Source organism: Methylocystis sp. sgz306128, assembly GCF_056032725.1.
Map to the genome: position 1 here is coordinate 48,795 of NZ_JBVYWO010000007.1, position 19,264 is coordinate 68,058.

The following is a 19,264-nucleotide window of genomic DNA, read 5'->3' on the forward strand; positions in this document are numbered from 1 at the left end:
GCGCTAGCGCCATAAAATCAATGATTCAAATCAAAAAGCTTGGCTTGTCCCCACCAATCGGCCTCAAATCCGCGAAAACACCGGATTGAAACACCCGGGTTAAGCACCTAAAGTTGCAGCCACCGAGTCCGGCAATAGAACACAGGAAACGCATGTTGCACACTATCATCGGCATAGGCGAGGCCATGGTTGAAATGGCCCCTGTGGGCGGCCAGCTTTTCCGGCGCAGTTTTGCCGGAGACACACTCAATACCAGCTGGTATCTGCGCCACCTTCTCGAAGACGTGCTTGCCGTCGAATATGTCACCCGCATTGGCACAGATCAGATTTCATTGGAAATGCTGCGTTTTTTTGAGGAAAGCGGTATCGGAACCCGGCATATTTCGCGCGATCCGACGCGGACGCTGGGCCTTTATATGATCGACCTCGATGGGGCGGAACGGCGATTTTCATATTGGCGCGACACATCCGCGGCCAAACGCCTCGCTGATGAACCGGCTTCCCTCGAAGCGGCGTTCAAGGAAGCCCGCCTTGTGCACGTGTCGGGCATCACGCTCGCCATCATCGGGGAAGACGGGCGTCGCAACCTATTGGACGCTTTGGCGAAGGCACGTCGGCAAGGCACGCTGGTTTCGTTCGACCCCAACATCCGCCGCCGCCTCTGGCAAAGCGAGGATGAGATTCGCACATCTGTCGAAGACATGTGGGCTCTTGCCGATATCGGCCTTCCGAGCTTTGACGACGAAACCCAATATTGGAGCGACTCCGACCCGCAGGCCACAGCGAAGCGTCTGGCTGGGTATGGCGTAAAGGAAATTGTCGTCAAGAACGGCATGAGCCCGGCCTTTTTAATGCATGACGGGCTCTCGGTCAGCGTTCCGGCCAAAAATGTGAGCGACGCGCGCGACACCACTGGCGCGGGAGACTCTTTCAATGCCGGCTATCTTGCCGCAAGGCTTCTGAACCTCCCCGCCCCCGAAGCCTGCCGCTATGCACATGAACTGGCTGGCGAGGTCGTGCGGCACCCCGGCGCCCTCATACCAGTTACGGCGCTTGAGGCACTTGTCAGACTGCTGCGCCGGGGCTGAGACAGCAAAAGCCCGCGCCTGAGACAAGCGCGGGCTTTTCAACAGTGGTTTCCGATAATCTCAGGCCTTCATGCGTTCCGCGACCATGGCGCGCAGGCTGCGCAGATCCTTTGTGAACACGCGGATCCCCTCGGAAAGCTTTTCGGTCGCCATGGCATCTTCATTGAGCAGGAACCGGAAGGTCTTTTCGTCAATGTGGAGTCTTGCCGGGGCGTTGGCGGCCGCGCTGGCCGGATCGAGACGGCGCGCAAGCGTGCCCTCGTCCTTCTGCAAGGCGTCCAGCAGCTGCGGCGAAATGGTCAGACGGTCGCAACCGGCCAGCGCCTCGATCTCGCCCGTATTGCGGAACGACGCACCCATCACCACCGTGTTGATGCCGTAAGCGCGGTAATAGGCGTAGATCGACCGCACTGAAAGCACGCCCGGATCTTCTTCTGCGGTGTAGGTTTTGCCTTCATTCTTGACGTACCAGTCGAAAATCCGGCCAACGAAAGGCGAAATCAGGAATACGCCGGCATCGCCGCAGGCCACGGCCTGCGCCAGAGAGAAAAGCAGCGTCAGGTTGCAGTCGGTGCCTTCCTTCTGCAGAATTTCGGCCGCGCGGATGCCCTCCCATGTGGAGGCGATCTTGATCAGCACACGCTCGCGGCCAATGCCGCGCGACGCATATTCGGCTATGATGGCACGCGCGGCGGCAACAGTGGCCTGCGTATCGAAAGACAGGTCCGCATCGACCTCAGTCGATACGCGTCCGGGTACGATCTTGGCCAGTTCGGCACCAAAATTCACCGCAAGGCGCTGTGTCACCGCGTGAACATCGGCACCCTTGGCCTTGCCCCATCTCACAGCCTCATCCACCAGCCCCGAATAGGCAGGCATCTGCGCCGCCTTGAGAATCAGAGACGGATTAGTGGTTGCATCAGTGGGATGAAAGGCGCGGATCGCGTCCATATCGCCCGTATCGGCAACGACGACGGTCATGGCCTTGAGTTGATCAAGCTTATTCATCATATCCTCTCATGAATCCCCGGAGTGAATGTTTTACGCCAATGTGGCAATAACACGATCCACAATATCGATATAGCCCTCAGCTTCCCATGCGGAACGGCCGATGAACAGCCCGTCGATATGCGGCTGGCTGACGAGTTCGCAACAATTACCCGGATTGACGCTGCCGCCATAGACGACTTCGAGCGGAGCTCCGAGCAGATCCGCGCACAGCGATTTGATCAATTCGTGCTGGAGATTGGCAAAGGACGGCTCTGCCGGGGTGCCGCCCTCGCCGATCGACCAGACCGGCTCATAGGCCAGCACAACCTTGCCAAGACCATGCCTGCCCACAAGGCTGAGCGCCGCGCGCACCTGTCTGGCCAGAGCGTCAGCCGTCCGGCCCGATTCAAATTCGGCGCGGGTATCGCCGATACAGACAAGCGCAAGCAGATCGTGATCGAGCGCCGCCCTGACCTTCAACGCCACAGTCTCGTCGGTCTCGCCAAAATGCTCGCGCCGCTCGCTATGGCCAAGCTCGATTATCGTGGCTCCGCAATCCTTGACCATGAGGGGTGAAATCTCTCCAGTCCATGCACCATGATCTTTCCAGTGCATGTTCTGCGCGCCGATCCTGACACGCGAGCCGGCCAGCACTTCGGCGACATCCGCAATATAAGGAAAAGGCGGGATGAGAAATGGGCGGATTTTCTCCGTACCGGCGACATGCGAAGCGGCAATTCCGGCAGCATAACTGCGCGCCTGCGCCCGTACCTTGTTCATTTTCCAGCTTGTGCCGATCCAGGGCCGAGATGTCATCTTCATACTCCTATTTCGGCTGGCCGACATCGATATATGGCTTCCAGAACGCAACAGATTCCCTGATCATCGGTATGACATTGCGGTCTGCCGGCTCGCGTTCGCGGAAGGCGAATTCCATGCAAAGCTCGTTATCCACACCGCCGCCTGCGCGGATCGTCTCGAGAAGCTTAACCGGTTCAATCCGGCCATTTCTGTTATATTCGGCTGCGAAAGGCCAGTGTCCACCCTTGTTCGGAGAGCTTTGCTTGATGTGGATAATGGGCGAACGGGCGGCAAAATTGCGCGCCCATGCATAAGGATCTGTATCATCCGGATTGGGCGAACTGACGTCGCCGTGGTCGATATCGATCATCACCTTCAGCGGAACCGCCAGATCAGCCGCATCGAGCCAGTCCTGCAGGCTGGCGGTATCGGCGATGGTGTGGCCCAGTTCCCTGCCGACCGACATCGGCTCCCAGAAGAGATAGGACAGGCCCCGCCGTGCGGCATGTTCAGCCACGCGCTGCCAGCACTCCAGCGCCTGCCCGAGGCGCTCCTTGCGCCGCGCCGCGTCGTCGTAATCCTCGTAGGTCAGAATGGCATATTGCGAACCTGCGGTATCGCTGCCCAGATCGGCGGCGATATCGACAAGCCCCTTGAACCAGCCGACATAATATTCCCGCACGCCGGCGTCGGGATGGCCGAAATGGTTAAGCCGGCCATATGGCCCCGTCATCACCGAGGTCACGCGGACATTATGGCGGGCGCATTGCGCCGCCATCTCGTCGGTCATGCGGCGCACAACGTCGGCAGGCCAGGCCGGATTGATGAATTCATTGGTGAGCTGGACATAGCCGATGCCCAGTTCTGTTGCCATCATTTCGATCAGTGCGCTAGGCTCGACCACGCGGTTGAGAAATGGATTCGTGGCGAGCGAAAGTCGGAACGACATTCAGAAGATCTCCATCCCGGTTGGACAGGCGGCCGGTTCAGGCCTTCTTGCCATACTTTTGCTCGACCTGTCCGATAGCATCGACATTGCCCGCGGATGGCCCCGCGGGATCGAAAAACGACTGGAGAAAGGTATCGACAATCGACTTGGCCAGTTCAGGGCCGATAACGCGGGCTCCCATTGTGATGATCTGGGCATTGTTCGATTTTGCGGCGCGTTCCGCCGAATAGGTATCGTGAGTCTGGGCGGCGCGGATGCCCGGCACCTTGTTCGCTGAAATACAAACGCCGATCCCTGTGCCGCAAAACAGGATGGCGCGGTCCGCCGCGCCCTGAATCACTGCCGAAGCCACCTCATCGGCGACATTGGCGTAATAACCAGGCTTGCTCAGGTCGGTGACTTCAAATTCGGGTTTGCCGGCCAGATGAGCTGCAATCACATCAAGCAGGGGCTTGCCTGCACTGTCCGCACCAAGAGCAATCTTCATCCTGTCCCTCCCCGAGAAAACGTTCCGTTCCGATATGAATTTACGGATGTCAGTTTCGAATATCACACGTCCCGGCACCGGTCGTTCGAATTCAATAATGGGCCTGACCAACACCGCTTGACAATAAGACATGAAAATGAAACAAATTTCAATATAAGAAAAATTTTTCGGAAACGCCATGCTGACGAAACCGCCAAAAGCCCCGAATGCCGAGGATTACGATCTGTGCGTGCGTGCAGCCTGGCTGCATTTCGGCGGCGGCCTCACGCAGGGCGAGGTGGCCAAACGTCTGGGCATTCCCAGCCTGAAGGCACACCGGCTCATCGCCAAGGCTAAGGAAGACGGCCTTGTGCGTTTCTCGATCGATGGCGAAATTTCGGAATGCCTTGATCTCGAAGACAAGCTCCGGGCGCGTTACGGATTGAAATTCTGTGAGGTCTGCCCAGATCTCGACGACGAGCCGCTGCCCCTTCAGGCGCTTGGCATTGCCGGAGCGCGCTTCCTCAAAACAGCTTTTGAAAGCGGCGAAGACAAGGTCATCGGCTTTGGCCATGGCCGCACGCTGGCGGCGGCGGTGCGGCTTCTGCCCAAGCTGAATGTGCGCGACGTCAAGCTGGTGTCCCTCATGGGCGGCCTGACCCAACGTTTTGCAGCTACGCCTTTCGATGTCATCCACCGCCTTGCCGAGCGCACCGGCGCGGAAACCTATGTTCTGCCCCTGCCCTTCTACGCCAATACAGTGGAAGACCGGGCCGTATTTCTCAATCAACGCGGTGTGCCAAACGTCATGTCGATGGGCATTTCGGCCACACTGCGCGTCGTGGGCATCGGCACCATGGAAGCGGATGCCTCCACCCTCTCCACCGGCATGATCGCACGTCAGGAATTTGACGACGCCCGCAAGGCCGGCGGGGTCGGCGAAGTCCTTGGTCATATTTTTGGTGTCACCGGAAAAGTCATTGAGACCGATATTTCCGCGCGCACGCTGACAATGGATGTCGAGGACATCGGCAGGCAAAAGACCATCGCACTGGCCGGTGGTCGGTCAAAAATCGATGCCATCAAGGCCGTTCTCGCAAGCGGGCTGCTCTACGGCATCATCATCGACGAGCGGTCGGCGCGTTCGCTGACAGCTTAAAATCCGGGCAACAGAATCCGGACCCAATAAAAAGAATACTAACAAGAAGCACTCCAAGGAGAACATCATGTCAGATAAAGCAAAAGGCTTTTTCGAGCAGTTCAAGGCGGGCAATATCAGCCGCCGCGAACTCATGCACGGTGCCGGCAAGCTCGGCATCACGGCGGCAACCGCCAATTTCATGCTCAACGCCGCAGGCACCAGCGCCCTCGCCGCCGATTTCGACTGGAAAAAGTTCAACGGCAACAAAATCCATCTGCTGCTGAACAAGCATCCCTATGCCGACGCCATGATCGCCGACCTCGCCAATTTCAAGGCGCTGACCGGCATTGAGGTCACCTACGACATTTTCCCCGAAGACGTCTATTTCGACAAGGTGACCGCCGCCCTGTCCTCGAAATCGAGCCAGTACGACGCCTTCATGACCGGCGCCTACATGACCTGGACCTATGGCCCGGCCGGCTGGGTGGAAGACCTCAAGCCCTATATCAACGACCCGACCAAGACCAATCCCAAATATAACTGGGAAGATTTCCTGCCGGGTCTGCGCGCTTCCACCGCATGGAACGGCGTCCCGGGCGGCGCTCTGGGCTCGGCGGACGCCAAGCAATGGTGCATTCCGTGGGGTTATGAGCTGAATTCCATCACCTACAACCGCACCATGTATGACAAGGTCAAGCTTGAGCCGCCGAAGAACATGCCCGACCTTATCGAGAAGGCAGCCAAGCTGACCAAGGATCTCGGCGGTCCGTATGGCATCGGCGTGCGCGGTTCACGGTCCTGGGCAACCATCCATCCCGGCTTCCTTTCGGGCTATGCCAACTATGGCCAGAAGGACCTCACGGTCGGCGCCGACGGCAAGCTCAAGGCTGCAATGAACACGGCCCAGTCGAAGGCCTACCACAAGATGTTCGTGGAAATGGTGCAGAATTCCGGCCCGAAGAACTGGTCAACCTATACCTGGTATCAGGTTGGCACGGATCTGGGTGCGGGCGCTTCGGCCACCATCTTCGACGCCGACATTCTCGGCTATTTCATGAATGGCGGCAGCAACAAGGAAGCCGGCCATCTCGGGTTCCACGCCTTTGCTCCGAACCCGGAAGCCAAGGCACCGACCCCGAACGTCTGGATCTGGTCGCTGGCCATGAACGCTTTCGGCAAGCAAAAGGACGCCGCATGGTATTTCATGCAGTGGGCAAGCTCCACCGAGCACGACATGTTCGGCGCAACCAAGATGGATTTCGTCAATCCTGTGCGCGCTTCGGTTGCCGGGGACGACACGTTCAAAACCCGCCTGAACAAGTCCTATCCGGGCTATATCGATCAGCTCGCCGCATCTTCACCCGGCGCGAAGATCTATTTCACCCCGCAACCCCTGTTCTTCGACGTCACGACCGAATGGGCCGAGACATTGCAGAAGATGGTGGCCAAGGAAGTGCCGGTTGACGAGGCTCTCGACAAGCTCGCCGCCTCGATCGACAAGCAGCTCAAGGATGCCGGTCTCGGCTAGTCGCTGGCCAGACTGACAAAGTCGGCGCGCGCGTTCAATCTCCTGCGCGCGCCGCACCTTCCTGAAATTTAAAGACGTCCGGCCTGCTCGCGAGTAGAATGCCGCAGCTTTTATATTGCTTGAACCGCCCCTGTTTTGCGCATTGTCTGACAGTCACAGAGTTCAGAGCCCGTTCTGAGAGCCCGAAACCCATGACCCATCTTGCCTCGCAACCCGCTATATCCGGCCCGCCGGTGCAACGCCGCCGCAAGACGAAAATTCTGCCCTATATCTTGAGCTTGCCGGCGCTGCTGGTCTGTATCGGGATCTTGGTGCCATTCGTCACCGCCGTCTATTATTCGTTGCTGCGCTACAGGCTCAACCTGCCTTTCATGAAGGGGTTTATCTGGTTCGATAATTACAAGAGTCTGATTTACGACCCCGAATTCTGGAATACGGTGCGCGTTTCGCTGCTCTACACCGGCCTCAGCGTCGGCGTGGAAGTGGTTCTTGGTCTGATCATCGCCCTACTTCTGCAGAAGCAGGGGCGGATCAACAATATGCTGTCGATCCTGCTGCTGCTGCCGCTGATGACTGCGCCAGCACTCGCGGCCCTCATGTGGAAGCTGATGACGAACCCCAATTTCGGCATCTTGTCCTATCTGCTGCAATCCATGGGCGTGCATGATTTCAAATGGGCTTCGGCGCCAAGCTCGGCGCTGTTCACCGTCATTCTTGTCGATGTCTGGGTTTACACGCCCTTCATCATGATCCTGCTGCTCGCTGGCCTGCGCTCTCTGCCCAAGCAACCGTTCGAGGCTGCGGCGCTGGACGGCGTGCCGCGCCATTTCGTTTTCTTCCGCATCACGCTGCCGATGCTGCTGCCCTATCTGATGACGGCGACGTTGTTTCGCCTGCTGGACGCCATTCAGCAGTTCGACATCATCTATTCGATGACGCAGGGTGGCCCGGGCAATACATTGCTGGTGTTCCAGGTGCGCTCCTATCTCGAATTCTACCAATATACCAATGTGGCGAAATCCGCGGCGCTGCTCGTGATCCTGTGGGCGATCACCTACGCTTTGTCGAATGTCTTCGTGAAACAACATCTCAAGCTGCGCGAGCGCGCACGCGGTCAGGCCTGAGGATCGCCCGATGGAACATACATCCCGCTTCGAGAGACTTATCCGTGGGCTGCTGCTCACCGCTATCATGGTGTTTTTTCTGTTCCCGATATTCTGGATTTTCCTGATGTCGTTTCAGACGAACGAGGATATTCTGCGCATCCCGCCGAGCCTCTTCTTCACGCCGACGCTGTCCAATTATCAGGCCCTCATTACCGGCAAGCTGGTTTCCAACGCCGGCACGCTGGACATAGCCTTCATGCACAATCTCTGGAACAGCGTTCTGCTCTCCAGCGTTTCGGTGATCGTGGCCCTGATCCTCGGCGTACCGGCGGCCTATGCCTTCGCCCGGTTCAAATTCCCGCTGAGCGAGGACATTGCCTTCACGCTGCTCTCATTCCGCTTTGCGCCGCCATTGCTCGTGCTGCTGCCGCTGACGCTCTATTATCAGCAGATCGGCCTCACCGACACCTATGTCGGCCTGATCTGGGTTTATCAGCTCATTGCCCTGCCCCTGATCCTCTGGATCGTGCGCGGCTATTTCGAGGATATTTCGCCCGATATCGAATCCGCCTACCGCATCGCCGGACATAGCTGGTGGCGCACGTTCACGCGCATCGCCGTGCCGCTTGCCGGCCCCGGCATTGCTGCGGCGGGTCTGCTCGCCTTCATCTTCTGCTGGAACAATTTCGTCTTCGCACTGGTTCTGGCTTCGGCCGAAAAGCAGCCGGTAACGGTGGGTGCGCTCGCCTTCGTCACAGCCTCCGGCATCCAGTACGGGCAGATTGCGGCGGCAATCGTGCTGTCTATCACACCGACACTCGCCATCGCTCTTTATGCCCAGCGCTATCTGGTCGAAGGGCTGTCTCTTGGCGCAGTCAAAGGCTAAGATCATGTCCCAGATTTCCATCGAACAGATTCATAAGACATTTAAAAACGACGCCGTGCTGAAGGGCGTCTCGCTCGAAGCCGAGACCGGCGAGATCGTCGTTATTTTCGGTCCGTCCGGCACCGGCAAGACCGTTCTGCTGCGCATCATCGTCGGCATGGAAGAACCGGAGGCCGGAACGGTGCGCCTCATGGGCAAGGACGTCACCGAGGCTGCGCCCGAGACGCGCGGCATCGGCATGGCGTTCCAGAATTTCGCCCTGTTTCCGCATATGAGCGCCTATGACAACATCGCCAGCGCTCTCACCGCCAAGACCTTCACGGCGGATCAGATCAAGGAACGGGTGGAACGCACCGCCAAGCTTCTCAAGATCAGCCATGTGCTGCAACAAGCGCCGCGCGAGCTCTCCAACGGCCAGAAACAGCGTACGGCGCTGGCCCGCGCCCTTGTGGGCGACCCGCGCATTCTGCTTCTCGACGACCCGCTGCGCAATGTCGACGCCAAGCTGCGCTATGAGATGCGCCTCGAGCTGCCGACACTGCTCAAGGCCGCTGGCTCGACCGTGCTCTATGTGACGCAGGACTACAAGGAAGCCATGGCTCTGGGAGACAGGATCGCCGTTCTGCTCGACGGACAATTCGTTCAGACAGCGACACCGGCGCAGATCTATCTCGAACCGGCGACTCTCGGCGTCGCGCGCCTTTTCGGCGATCCAACGCTGAACGTGGTCGAGGCCACGCCACAGTTGCAGAATGGCAGGCTCGTCTTTGCCTTCGGCGGCGGCCATATTCCGCTGCCAGCGGGTTACAGCCATATTGCCGGACAGAAATGCTCGATCGGCATCCGCCCTGAGGCCATAACGGTTGAGGATCATCCCACCGATGGCGGATTTCCGGTTGAGATCGTCGCCGTGACGCCGCTCAACGAAAAGGCGGTGCTGTTGCTGCGCACGCAAGATGGCAAGGAATTGCTGGCCGCGGAGCCGGGCAACGAGGAAGGAACGCGCCGTCACGGCCCGGCCCATGCCCGCTTTGAGCCCAATGCCCTGCTGCTCTTCGAGGCCGACAACGGCCGCCGCATCGTCGCACACCAATCCTGAGGCCGCCATGTCAGATTCCGCGCTTATTCTAGACTCCGTCGACAAGATCTATCTGCGACGTACCAAATCGCCGGTTTATGCGGTCAAGGCTTTGAATATGCATGTCCAGAAGGGTGAGATTATCGCGCTTCTCGGATCTTCGGGCTGCGGCAAGACTTCGACCCTGCGCATGATCGCCGGTTTTGAGGAAGTCACCAATGGCTCGATATCGCTTGCCGGGCGGCGTATTGAACATCTGCCGCCGGCCAGACGCAATGTCGCCATGGCCTTCGAGGGCTATTCGCTTTATCCTCCGCTGACAGTGCGCGACAACATCGCTTTTGCCCTGAAAAGTTCGAGCATGCAGACAGGCGAAATCGATCGCGCGGTCAACGAGGTCGCCGCCATGGTGGAAATTGAATCGATCCTCGATCGCTATCCCTCGTCGATATCCGGCGGCCAGCAGCAGCGGGCGAGCCTTGCCCGCGCGCTTGTGCGCCGCGCCGACCTCTATCTTCTCGACGAACCGATGGGCCAGCTTGAGCCGCAATTGCGCGCCGTGCTGCGCGGACGTCTCAAGAACATGCTCGTGGAACGGCAGATGACCTCGATCTTCGTCACGCATGATCAGACCGAGGCCAATGCTCTGGCGGATCGCATCGCCGTGATGGAAGGCGGCGTTCTGCAGCAATTCGCCAGCCAGAAGGAACTGAAAGACCGGCCCGCCAACCTGTTTGTGGCGACATTCATCGGCGAACCGCCCATGAACGTCTTTGATGCGGAAGTCAGCATGAGCGAGGGCGTCACCTTCCAGTTCGTAAATGGCCCGGCGCTTCGATTTGGCGCCAATGAAATTTCCAATTCGGTCAGGCAGGCCATCGGAACGCGCAAGAAAGTGGTTGTTGGCGTGCGCCCGCATTCGGTGAAGCTCGGAGCAGATATGCTTGCGGCCAATGTCGTTTCCAATCAATGGCTCGGCGATCAGAGCCATATTGCCCTCAGCGTTGCCGGTAAGCTGCTGGTTGCCGTCTCCCATGCGCCTATCGCTGCGCGGGCGGGCGACAAGATCGGCTATTCGATCAACGCGTCCAATCTGCATGTTTTTGATGCGGACAGCGGCAAGGCGCTATCGCATGGGCCGGAGGCCGCCTGAGGCATGAACCGGGATGTCATATACAACGGGAGCAGAAGAGAGACATGAGCCGTGATCTTCTCATCGGAATCGATGCCGGAACATCGGTCATCAAAGCCGTGGTTTTCACCGCGCAGGGCGAACAGATCGCCATTGCGGCGCGACCTAATACCTATGACACACCCGGCCCCGGCCAGGTCGAGCAGGATATGCTGCGCACATGGGTCGATTGCGCCAGCACGCTGCGCGAACTGCATGATCTCGTGCCAAACCTCAACGCCCGCCTTGCCGCAATCGCAGTGACGGGACAGGGCGATGGCACCTGGCTCATCGACAAGCAGGGCGAACCTGTCGGCGGCGGCCTGCTGTGGCTCGACTCACGCGCCGCCGCGTTCGTGGCCGATTATATGCAGAAGCCCGCCTATGCCGATCATTATGCCAAGACCGGTTCCGGCCTCAACGCCTGCATGGCCTCGGGCCAGCTTGCCTGGCTGAAGCAGCACCAGCCCGAGCGGCTGGAACGCGCTACGACCGCCTTTCACTGCAAGGACTGGCTCTATTACAAACTGACCGGCGAGCGCGTCACCGACCCTTCCGAAGCAAGCTTCACCTTCGGCAATTTCCGTACCCGCCAATACGAGCCGTCCATTCTGGAAGGGATGGGCATTGCCGATTGCACCCGCCTGCTGCCGCCCATCACCGACGGGCTTGAGGTTTCACATCCTCTGAGCGGCGCCGCCGCCTCGATCACCGGCCTGCCGGAGGGGTTGCCGGTAGTGCTCGCCTATCTTGATGTCATGTGCACGGCGCTTGGCGGCGGCCTCTATGATGCGGAAAACGACGTGGGTCTCTCCATATTCGGCACCACCGGCATGCATATGCGTCTGGCACCCAGCCCGGCGGACGTGCGGCTCAATGAAACACGCTCCGGCTATACAATGTGCTTCCCGATGAACCGAGCAGCAGCCGCGCTCCAATCCAACATGGCCGCTACACTCAATATAGACTGGCTGATCAATGTCGGGCGTGAAGCGGCAGAAATCTCAGGTCATTCAGTTACTAAGGCTGACTTTCTCAATGGAATGGATGAACGGGTTCTTGCGGCCCGTTCGGATAGTCTGATCTATCACCCCTATATATTTGAGGCCGGAGAGCGCGGGCCCTTCCTCAACACCAACGCACGCGCGCAATTTACCGGCCTGTCGACCAAAACCACATATAGCGCGATGATGCGGGCAGTCTTCGAAGGGCTGGCGCTGGCCTCGCGTGATTGCTACACAGCCTCCGGCTCCACGCCTCAGGAGGTTCGTCTGGGTGGCGGCGCGGCCCGCTCGAAGGCCATTCGCACCATTCTGGCTTCAACGCTCAACGCCAATGTCCGGACGGTCAACCGCGAGGAAATGGGCGCCGCCGGGGCGGCCATGATGGCGGCGATCAACATTGGCATGTTTGCAGATACGCCGTCGTGCTCACGCGACTGGATCAACCCTGTTCTGGGCGCGGTAACACGGCCGGATGCGGGCCTGATCCGTCAATATGACGAACTTTATTCAGCCTATCGGGCTATACGCGACCTGATGCCGCCCGTCTGGACGCATCTTGCGCATATCAGACAGGAGTTTTTCGCTTGACCAGATCCATTGCCATCATCGGCGACCGGTTCATGCTGCCGTCGATGTTCGAGGCGGCTATCCGCGAAAGATGCGGCGATGCCGTCTCGATCAAATCCTTCGAGATGCCATGGCCGGATGAACCGATGCAGCATGGCTATGCCGAAGCGGGCACGGATGGCCTGAAGGAATATCAGGGCACTGCCGACGAAATTGTCGCCATGGCCGAAGATGCCGAGATTGTGGTCACGCAGCTCGCGCCTTTCTCCGCCTCGATAATGGATCGTCTGCCGAAACTGAAAATGATTGCGGTCTCGCGCGGCGGGCCGGTCAATATCGACATGAAGGCGGCGCGCGAGCGCAACATACTGGTGGTCAATACACCCGGCCGCAACGCCAGCGCGGTTGCCGAATTCACCATCGGCGCCATTCTGGCCGAGACGCGGCTGATCACGCGCGGACATGAATCCCTGCGCCGCGGCGAATGGCGCGGCGATCTCTACCGCGCCGATCTCACCGGCGAGGAACTTTCAGAAATGACGGTTGGCGTCATCGGCTATGGCCATGTCGGCACAAAGGTCGTGCGCATTCTCAAAGCCTTTGGCTGCAAGATCCTTGTGCATGATCCTTATGTGCAATTGTCGGTCGAGGATATCAATGACGGCGTGCAGCATGTCTCGATGGAGCGCATCCTGAAAGAATCGGATGTCGTCACCCTGCATGCGCGTGTCACCGACGAAACGCGGGGCTTTATCGGCGCGCCGCAGTTTGCAGCGATGAAGCGCGGCGCCTATTTCGTCAATACGGCACGCGGACCAATGGTCGATTATCCGGCCTTGACGGGGGCGCTGAAGAGCCGGCATCTGCGCGGCGCCGCTATCGAGACCTTCGGAATCGAACCTGTCCCGCCGGATTGGGAACTGCTCCAGCTCGACAACGTCACGCTGACGCCCCACATAGCCGGGGCGTCGGTCAAGACCGTCAAGTATGCGGCAGGCGGCGCGGCCGAGGAGGTTCGCCGTTATATTGCCGGCGAAGCGCCCGCAAATCCGTGTTGACGATATATTTCATTTTGAGAAAAGCAGAATAAGATGGTTCAGGATCCTGTTTTATACGATCTCATTGTCATTGGCGGCGGCGTGAACGGCGCTGGTATCGCCCGTGATGCCGCCGGGCGCGGCCTCAAGGTCTTGATGGTCGAGAAGGACGATCTGGCGCAAGGCACATCATCCCGCTCTGGCAAACTGGTTCACGGCGGCCTGCGCTATCTGGAATATTATGAGTTCCGTCTGGTGCGCGAGGCGCTGATCGAGCGCGAAATTCTGCTTAATGCCGCACCGCATATCATCTGGCCCATGCGCTTCGTGCTGCCGCACAGCCCGGAACAGCGTCCGGCATGGATGGTGCGGATCGGCCTCTTTCTCTATGATCACCTCGGCGGACGCAAGAAGCTGCCGCCCACGCGCGCGCTTGATCTGCGCATTGCGCCAGAGGGAAAACCCATACGCAAGACCTATCGCAAGGCATTCGAATATTCAGATTGCTGGGTGGACGACGCGCGGCTCGTGGTACTCAATGCGCTGGACGCGCAGAAGCGCGGAGCAAAAGTGCTGGTGCGCACGCCGCTGGTCAAAGCGCGGCGCGACGGACTGACATGGAATGTCGAATTGCTCGACAGCAACACCGGCACAACGATCAATGCCCGGGGCAAGGTCATCGTCAACGCCGCCGGCCCCTGGGTGGAAAATGTGCTGCGCAGCACGGGCAGCAACGCGCAAAACCATGTCCGGCTGGTCAAGGGCAGCCATATCATCACTAAGAAATTCTGGGAGGGCGAGCAGGCCTATCTGCTGCAGAACACCGACAACCGCGTCATTTTTGTCAATCCTTACGAGGGCGATCTGTGCCTCATCGGCACGACTGACATCCCATTCGACGGCAAGGCCGAGGATGTAAAAATTGCACCCGACGAAGTGGAATACCTGATCGGCGTCGTCAACCGCTATTTCGAGGCGCAGCTCAGACCTGATGATGTTTTGCATGCATACTCCGGTGTTCGGCCGCTTTATGACGACAAGGCCGAAAACCCGAGCGCCGTCACGCGCGATTACATTTTTAACGTGGATGCGCCCGAGGGTCTGGCGCCTATCCTCTCTGTGTTCGGCGGCAAGATCACCACCTATCGCAAGCTCGCCGAGCACGCGCTGGAAAAGCTGAAGCCTTTTTTCCCGAGCATGGGTTCGGGCTGGACGCAATCGGCCCCGATGCCCGGCGGCGATATGCCGAATGCGGATTTCGACACCATGCTGGCTGATCTGCGTAGCCGCTACGTCTTTCTGCCGACCTTGGCGAGCTATGAATACGCCCGCCGCTACGGCACCCGAGCCTTCGCACTGCTGGGCGAGGCGAAAACCATCGCTGATCTCGGCCAGCATTTTGGCGGTACGCTGTACGAGCGCGAGGCGCGCTTCCTGAAAGACGAGGAATGGGCGCAGACCGCTGAAGATATTCTCGACCGGCGCACCAAACACGGCCTGCACCTGACTGCGGCGGAACGCGACGCATTTGCGCGCTGGTTTGCCGCGCAGTCCGGGAGCGCGGCCTTATGAGCGCTATGGATAGCAAATTGCAGGAACTGCGCGTCTTCTCGGCAAAAATCGGGGCCGATGCGCGGCGCACGCAAGCGGCGGGCGGCAACACGTCGCTCAAGCAGGAAGGCCTGTTATGGATCAAGGCGTCCGGCACGTGGCTCTCTCAGGCGCTGGAGCGGGATATTTTCGTACCGGTGCATCAGGCGGCCTTATTGCGCGCGCTGGCGGCCAATGAGCCGGCAGCAGAAACCGCCGTCGAATTTGTTGATCAGAGCCGCAATTCCGGCGGCTTGCGCCCATCCATCGAAACCAGCGTCCATGCGGGCATTCCCTGGCCCGTGGTTGCGCATGTGCATTGCGTCGATACGATAGCGCTTGCCATACGCACCGACGCAGAAAGCAGGATCGGCGAACGGCTGGAGCCGGACGCCGACATTCACTGGGTTTTCGTGCCGTACCGCCGCCCCGGCCTGCCGCTGTTCCGCGCCATCGAGGAACGGCAGAAGCCGGATACAAATGTTTATGTCCTGCAAAACCACGGGCTTGTGGTGGCGGGCAATTCGGTGGCCGAGGTCGAGGCGCGCATGGCGCGTGTTTGCGCCGCGCTGGCGGCCCCTGCCCGCCCCGCTCCGGCGGTTGACATCGCAAAGCTGGAAAAGCTTGTCGCCGGGACGGCCTATCGCCTGCCCGCGAGCGAGGATACGCACGCGCTGGCGCTGGATGCTGTTTCACGCCGTTTTGCCTGTGGCGGCTCGCTTTATCCCGATCATGTCATTTTTCTCGGGCCCGGTGTCATCTGCGCGCAGAGCATCGCCAGCGCACCCAAAGCAATAGCGGGCGAAGACAAGCTGCTGCCCTTGATCGTTCTGCCCGAAGGTGTCGTCATCCTGCGCGACGCACCTGCTGCCGCAGATGCCATGGTCAAGTGTCTGTCCGACGTGCTGGCCCGCGTCCCGGCGGAAGCAGAACTGACACGCCTGACCGATGCACAGGATTATGAACTCACCCATTGGGAGGCCGAGAAATATCGCCAGACGCTGAATGTGGCCGCCACTCCATGAGCGACGCAGCGCTGGGCATCGATATCGGCACGTCGGGCGTACGCGCCACGCTCACAGACGCAGCGCATCATGTGCTGGCCCATGCAAGCGCCGCCATGCCCGCGCCGCTGCAGGGTGGCGGGCGGATCACACAAGATCCGGCTATTTGGTGGGATGCTTTATGCACAGTGCTCGATGAACTGCGCCATCGCTTTAATTTCACCCGTATTGCCGCGCTGAGCGTTGACGGCACGTCCGGCACAATTCTGCCGGTTTCGCGCTCGGGGCAACCCCTCGCGCCGGCTTCGATGTATAACGACAATTCGGCGCGGGATGCGGCCCTGCGGATCGCCGAAATCGCGCCGCCCGAGACCGCCGCACATGGCGCGACCTCGCCGCTGGGCCGCGCGCTGGCTTTCCGCAATATCGCTGGGATTGCCCATATTCTTCATCAGGCCGATTGGATTTCCGGGCAGTTCACCGGTGAATTTGGCGTCAGCGACGAAAATAATGCGCTGAAGACCGGTTATGATCCGGTTGCGCGCCGCTGGCCGCAATGGCTGGACGCAATGAATATCGATATGCGTCTGCTGCCGCAGGTCAGGCCGGTCGGTCTGGCGATTGGTCAGGTGTCGAAGCCGATGCAGGCGCGTTTTGGCTTTGGCCCGCAAACGCAGGTTGTTACCGGCACAACGGATGGCTGCGCCGCATTTCTGGCCACCGGCGCGGATAAAATTGGTGCCGGGGTCACCTCGCTTGGCACGACGCTGGTGATCAAACTGCTGTCGGATGTTCCCGTCTTCGCGCCGCAATATGGCATTTACAGCCATCGCATCGGCGACATGTGGCTGCCGGGCGGCGCTTCCAACAGCGGCGGCGCGGCGCTGCTCAAATTCTTTTCTTCCGAACAGATGGCCCGGCTTGAGCCGCAGATGGATATCGAAACAGCCACCGGTCTTGATTTTTATCCGCTTGCGGGAACCGGCGAACGTTTTCCGGTCTATGATCCGCATTTGATATCGCGCGTTACGCCGCGGCCGGAGAGTGACGCTGTCTTCCTGCAGGCATTGCTGGAGGGCATCGCCAATGTCGAAGCACTGGCCTACAGGCGCATGAGCGAACTTGGCGGACCGGAACTTGCCGAAATATATACAGTGGGCGGTGGCGCGAAAAACCTCTCGTGGACAAGCATCCGAGCCCGGATGCTGGGCGTCGCCATGCGCAAACCCGCCAGCGAGGACGCTGCAGCTGGCGCAGCGCGGCTGGCCTGGCGCGGCGTGACAGGGCACTGAGATGACATATCCGCGCTCCATAAAGGGACTTGGCGAGATCATCTCGCAATTTGACGCCTGTTTCCTTGATCAGTTTGGTGTCCTGCATGATGGCCGCAAGCCTTATGAGGGCGTCGTGGATGCGCTCGAACATCTGCATGCCGAGGGCAAGGTTCTGATCGTCCTGACGAATTCCGGCAAGAGAGCGCAACCCAATTTTCAGCGTCTGGTGGAGATCGGCCTTCCCGCGCACACCATCAGCGGCGTTGTCAGCTCTGGCGAAGTCGCCTGGCAGGGCATTCGTTCGGGGCGCTTTGGCGCCCCATTCGTGCGTCAGAACCGCGCGTGCATAATCGGACGCACAGGCGACGATTACGGTCTTGAAGACCTCGCGCTGAACTTTGTGAATGGGCCGGAAGATGCTGATTTTCTCCTGATTATGGGCAGCGACGCTCCGCGCAAATCGAAAGACGATTATGAAGCCCTGCTCGGTCCGGCTGCAAAAAAGGCGGTTCCGGCCCTTTGCGCCAACCCCGATAAATGGATGCTGTCCGGCGGAACCCTGCAATTCGCGCCGGGTGCCATTGCTGAAATCTACCAGAATCTGGGCGGGCCTGTATCATTCATCGGCAAGCCGTATGAAGCCATTTACAATCAGGCTGCCAGCTTGTGCGCCGGCATCGACAAGAGCCGGATTATCGCCGTGGGCGACAGTGTCGAACATGATATCAGAGGCGCGCGGGCATTCGGCATTGCCAGCGCTCTGGTGCGCACGGGCGTGCTCGCCGCCGCGCCTGCAGAAGAACTGGCGCGGATATTCGCTCATGAGCAGGCCAGCCCCGACTTTCTCCTCGAACATTTTCACTGGTGAATGATAAGGATTTCAGACGATGACCAACCCGGTGCCTCCGGCCCAAACATTAAGCCCCGGCGATATTGCCAGACGCCAGTCCATCATTGACGCCTGCATCGAAATGAATGCGAGCGGGCTCAATCAGGGCACTTCGGGAAATGTCAGTGTGCGCACCCCGGAAGGTGTGCTGATTACGCCCTCGGCCCGGCCCTATGACGGCATGAAGCCCGAAGATCTGGCCCTGCTGCCGTTTGACGCGCCTTATGGCACCTTTGCCGGGCCATTCCGCCCCTCGACGGAATGGCGTTTCCATTATGACATTTACAAGGCCCGCCCCGACGTGGGGGCCATTGTCCATGTGCACGCCACCTATGCCACGGTTCTCTCGATGCTGCGCAAGGACATCCCCGCCTGCCATTACATGATCGCGGCTTTCGGCGGTCCGACAATCCGCTGCACCGACTATGCGATTTTCGGCTCCAAAGAATTGTCGGATCTCGTGGTCAGGGCGCTGGAAAACCGATCAGGCTGCCTGATGGGCACACATGGCATGATCGCCTGCGGGCCGGATCTGAACAAAGCGATGTGGCTGGCCGTCGAACTGGAAACACTGGCCAAGCAATATTATCTCGCCCTGCAGGTGGGTGAACCCGTCATTCTGCCCGATGACGAGATCGAGCGTGTGCGTCAGCGCATGAAGGACGGCTACGGCATATGGGCCGACGCATCCTGAA

General features: G+C 59.5%; 18 protein-coding genes. 14 read left to right on the plus strand and 4 right to left on the minus strand.

The annotated features are described in order from the left end of the window. The first annotated feature begins 152 nt into the window (after positions 1 to 152). Positions 153 to 1,088, plus strand: coding sequence for a sugar kinase (locus AC0N03_RS12075; protein WP_474289049.1), 936 nt, complete (start codon positions 153 to 155; stop codon positions 1,086 to 1,088). 60 nt (positions 1,089 to 1,148) lie between these two features. On the opposite strand, the gene tal is transcribed toward AC0N03_RS12075, so the two are convergent. Genes tal through derI form a run of 4 tightly spaced genes read right to left on the minus strand, consistent with a single transcriptional unit; the run spans position 1,149 to position 4,315 of the window. Further along, entirely contained in the window at positions 1,149 to 2,099 is a 951-nt protein-coding gene (gene tal, locus AC0N03_RS12080; protein ID WP_474289050.1) for a transaldolase, read from the minus strand. 30 nt (positions 2,100 to 2,129) lie between these two features. Further along, complete coding sequence (locus tag AC0N03_RS12085) at positions 2,130 to 2,894, minus strand: triose-phosphate isomerase (RefSeq protein ID WP_474289051.1); 765 nt, start codon at positions 2,892 to 2,894, stop codon at positions 2,130 to 2,132. Positions 2,895 to 2,904: 10 nt separating this feature from the next. Beyond that, positions 2,905 to 3,828, minus strand: a complete 924-nt coding sequence (locus tag AC0N03_RS12090; RefSeq protein WP_474289052.1) for a sugar phosphate isomerase/epimerase family protein — start codon at positions 3,826 to 3,828, stop codon at positions 2,905 to 2,907. A 37-nt stretch (positions 3,829 to 3,865) separates the two neighbouring features. Then, positions 3,866 to 4,315 carry a D-erythrulose-4-phosphate isomerase gene (gene derI, locus AC0N03_RS12095; protein WP_474289053.1) on the minus strand — a complete coding sequence of 150 codons (450 nt, stop codon included), beginning with the start codon at positions 4,313 to 4,315 and terminating at the stop codon, positions 3,866 to 3,868. A gap of 178 nt (positions 4,316 to 4,493) precedes the next feature. Between derI and AC0N03_RS12100 the strand changes: the two genes are divergently transcribed. The 13 genes from AC0N03_RS12100 (at position 4,494) to AC0N03_RS12160 (ending at position 19,263) form a co-directional block, all read left to right on the plus strand. Then, the gene (locus AC0N03_RS12100; protein ID WP_474289055.1) at positions 4,494 to 5,453 is read left to right on the plus strand and encodes a sugar-binding transcriptional regulator; all 960 of its coding nucleotides are present in this window, start codon (positions 4,494 to 4,496) and stop codon (positions 5,451 to 5,453) included. 67 nt (positions 5,454 to 5,520) lie between these two features. After that, entirely contained in the window at positions 5,521 to 6,963 is a 1,443-nt protein-coding gene (locus AC0N03_RS12105) for an ABC transporter substrate-binding protein (protein ID WP_474289056.1), read from the plus strand. A gap of 191 nt (positions 6,964 to 7,154) precedes the next feature. Further along, positions 7,155 to 8,087 (plus strand): carbohydrate ABC transporter permease, encoded by a 933-nt coding sequence (locus AC0N03_RS12110; RefSeq protein WP_474289057.1) that lies wholly within the window; start codon positions 7,155 to 7,157, stop codon positions 8,085 to 8,087. Positions 8,088 to 8,097: 10 nt separating this feature from the next. Continuing rightward, positions 8,098 to 8,955 carry a carbohydrate ABC transporter permease gene (locus AC0N03_RS12115; RefSeq protein ID WP_474289059.1) on the plus strand — a complete coding sequence of 286 codons (858 nt, stop codon included), beginning with the start codon at positions 8,098 to 8,100 and terminating at the stop codon, positions 8,953 to 8,955. A gap of 4 nt (positions 8,956 to 8,959) precedes the next feature. After that, positions 8,960 to 10,054, plus strand: a complete 1,095-nt coding sequence (locus AC0N03_RS12120) for an ABC transporter ATP-binding protein (RefSeq protein ID WP_474289060.1) — start codon at positions 8,960 to 8,962, stop codon at positions 10,052 to 10,054. A gap of 7 nt (positions 10,055 to 10,061) precedes the next feature. Continuing rightward, entirely contained in the window at positions 10,062 to 11,186 is a 1,125-nt protein-coding gene (locus AC0N03_RS12125; RefSeq protein WP_474289061.1) for an ABC transporter ATP-binding protein, read from the plus strand. Between the two features lie 44 nt (positions 11,187 to 11,230). Then, positions 11,231 to 12,796, plus strand: coding sequence for an FGGY family carbohydrate kinase (locus AC0N03_RS12130; RefSeq protein ID WP_474289062.1), 1,566 nt, complete (start codon positions 11,231 to 11,233; stop codon positions 12,794 to 12,796). 32 nt (positions 12,797 to 12,828) lie between these two features. After that, complete coding sequence (locus tag AC0N03_RS12135; RefSeq protein ID WP_474289141.1) at positions 12,829 to 13,833, plus strand: 2-hydroxyacid dehydrogenase; 1,005 nt, start codon at positions 12,829 to 12,831, stop codon at positions 13,831 to 13,833. Positions 13,834 to 13,866: 33 nt separating this feature from the next. Then, positions 13,867 to 15,384 (plus strand): glycerol-3-phosphate dehydrogenase, encoded by a 1,518-nt coding sequence (locus AC0N03_RS12140; RefSeq protein WP_474289063.1) that lies wholly within the window; start codon positions 13,867 to 13,869, stop codon positions 15,382 to 15,384. Further along, positions 15,381 to 16,427 (plus strand): class II aldolase/adducin family protein, encoded by a 1,047-nt coding sequence (locus AC0N03_RS12145; protein WP_474289064.1) that lies wholly within the window; start codon positions 15,381 to 15,383, stop codon positions 16,425 to 16,427. Before AC0N03_RS12140 ends, AC0N03_RS12145 begins: the two co-directional genes overlap by 4 nt. Next, positions 16,424 to 17,698 carry an FGGY-family carbohydrate kinase gene (locus AC0N03_RS12150; protein ID WP_474289065.1) on the plus strand — a complete coding sequence of 425 codons (1,275 nt, stop codon included), beginning with the start codon at positions 16,424 to 16,426 and terminating at the stop codon, positions 17,696 to 17,698. Before AC0N03_RS12145 ends, AC0N03_RS12150 begins: the two co-directional genes overlap by 4 nt. A 1-nt stretch (position 17,699) precedes the next feature. After that, on the plus strand, positions 17,700 to 18,548 hold the full coding sequence (locus tag AC0N03_RS12155; protein WP_474289066.1) for a TIGR01459 family HAD-type hydrolase: 849 nt from the start codon (positions 17,700 to 17,702) through the stop codon (positions 18,546 to 18,548). A gap of 19 nt (positions 18,549 to 18,567) precedes the next feature. Then, a complete protein-coding gene (locus tag AC0N03_RS12160; protein WP_474289067.1) occupies positions 18,568 to 19,263 on the plus strand; it encodes a class II aldolase/adducin family protein in 696 nt (231 codons plus the stop codon). Position 19,264 lies beyond the last annotated feature (1 nt).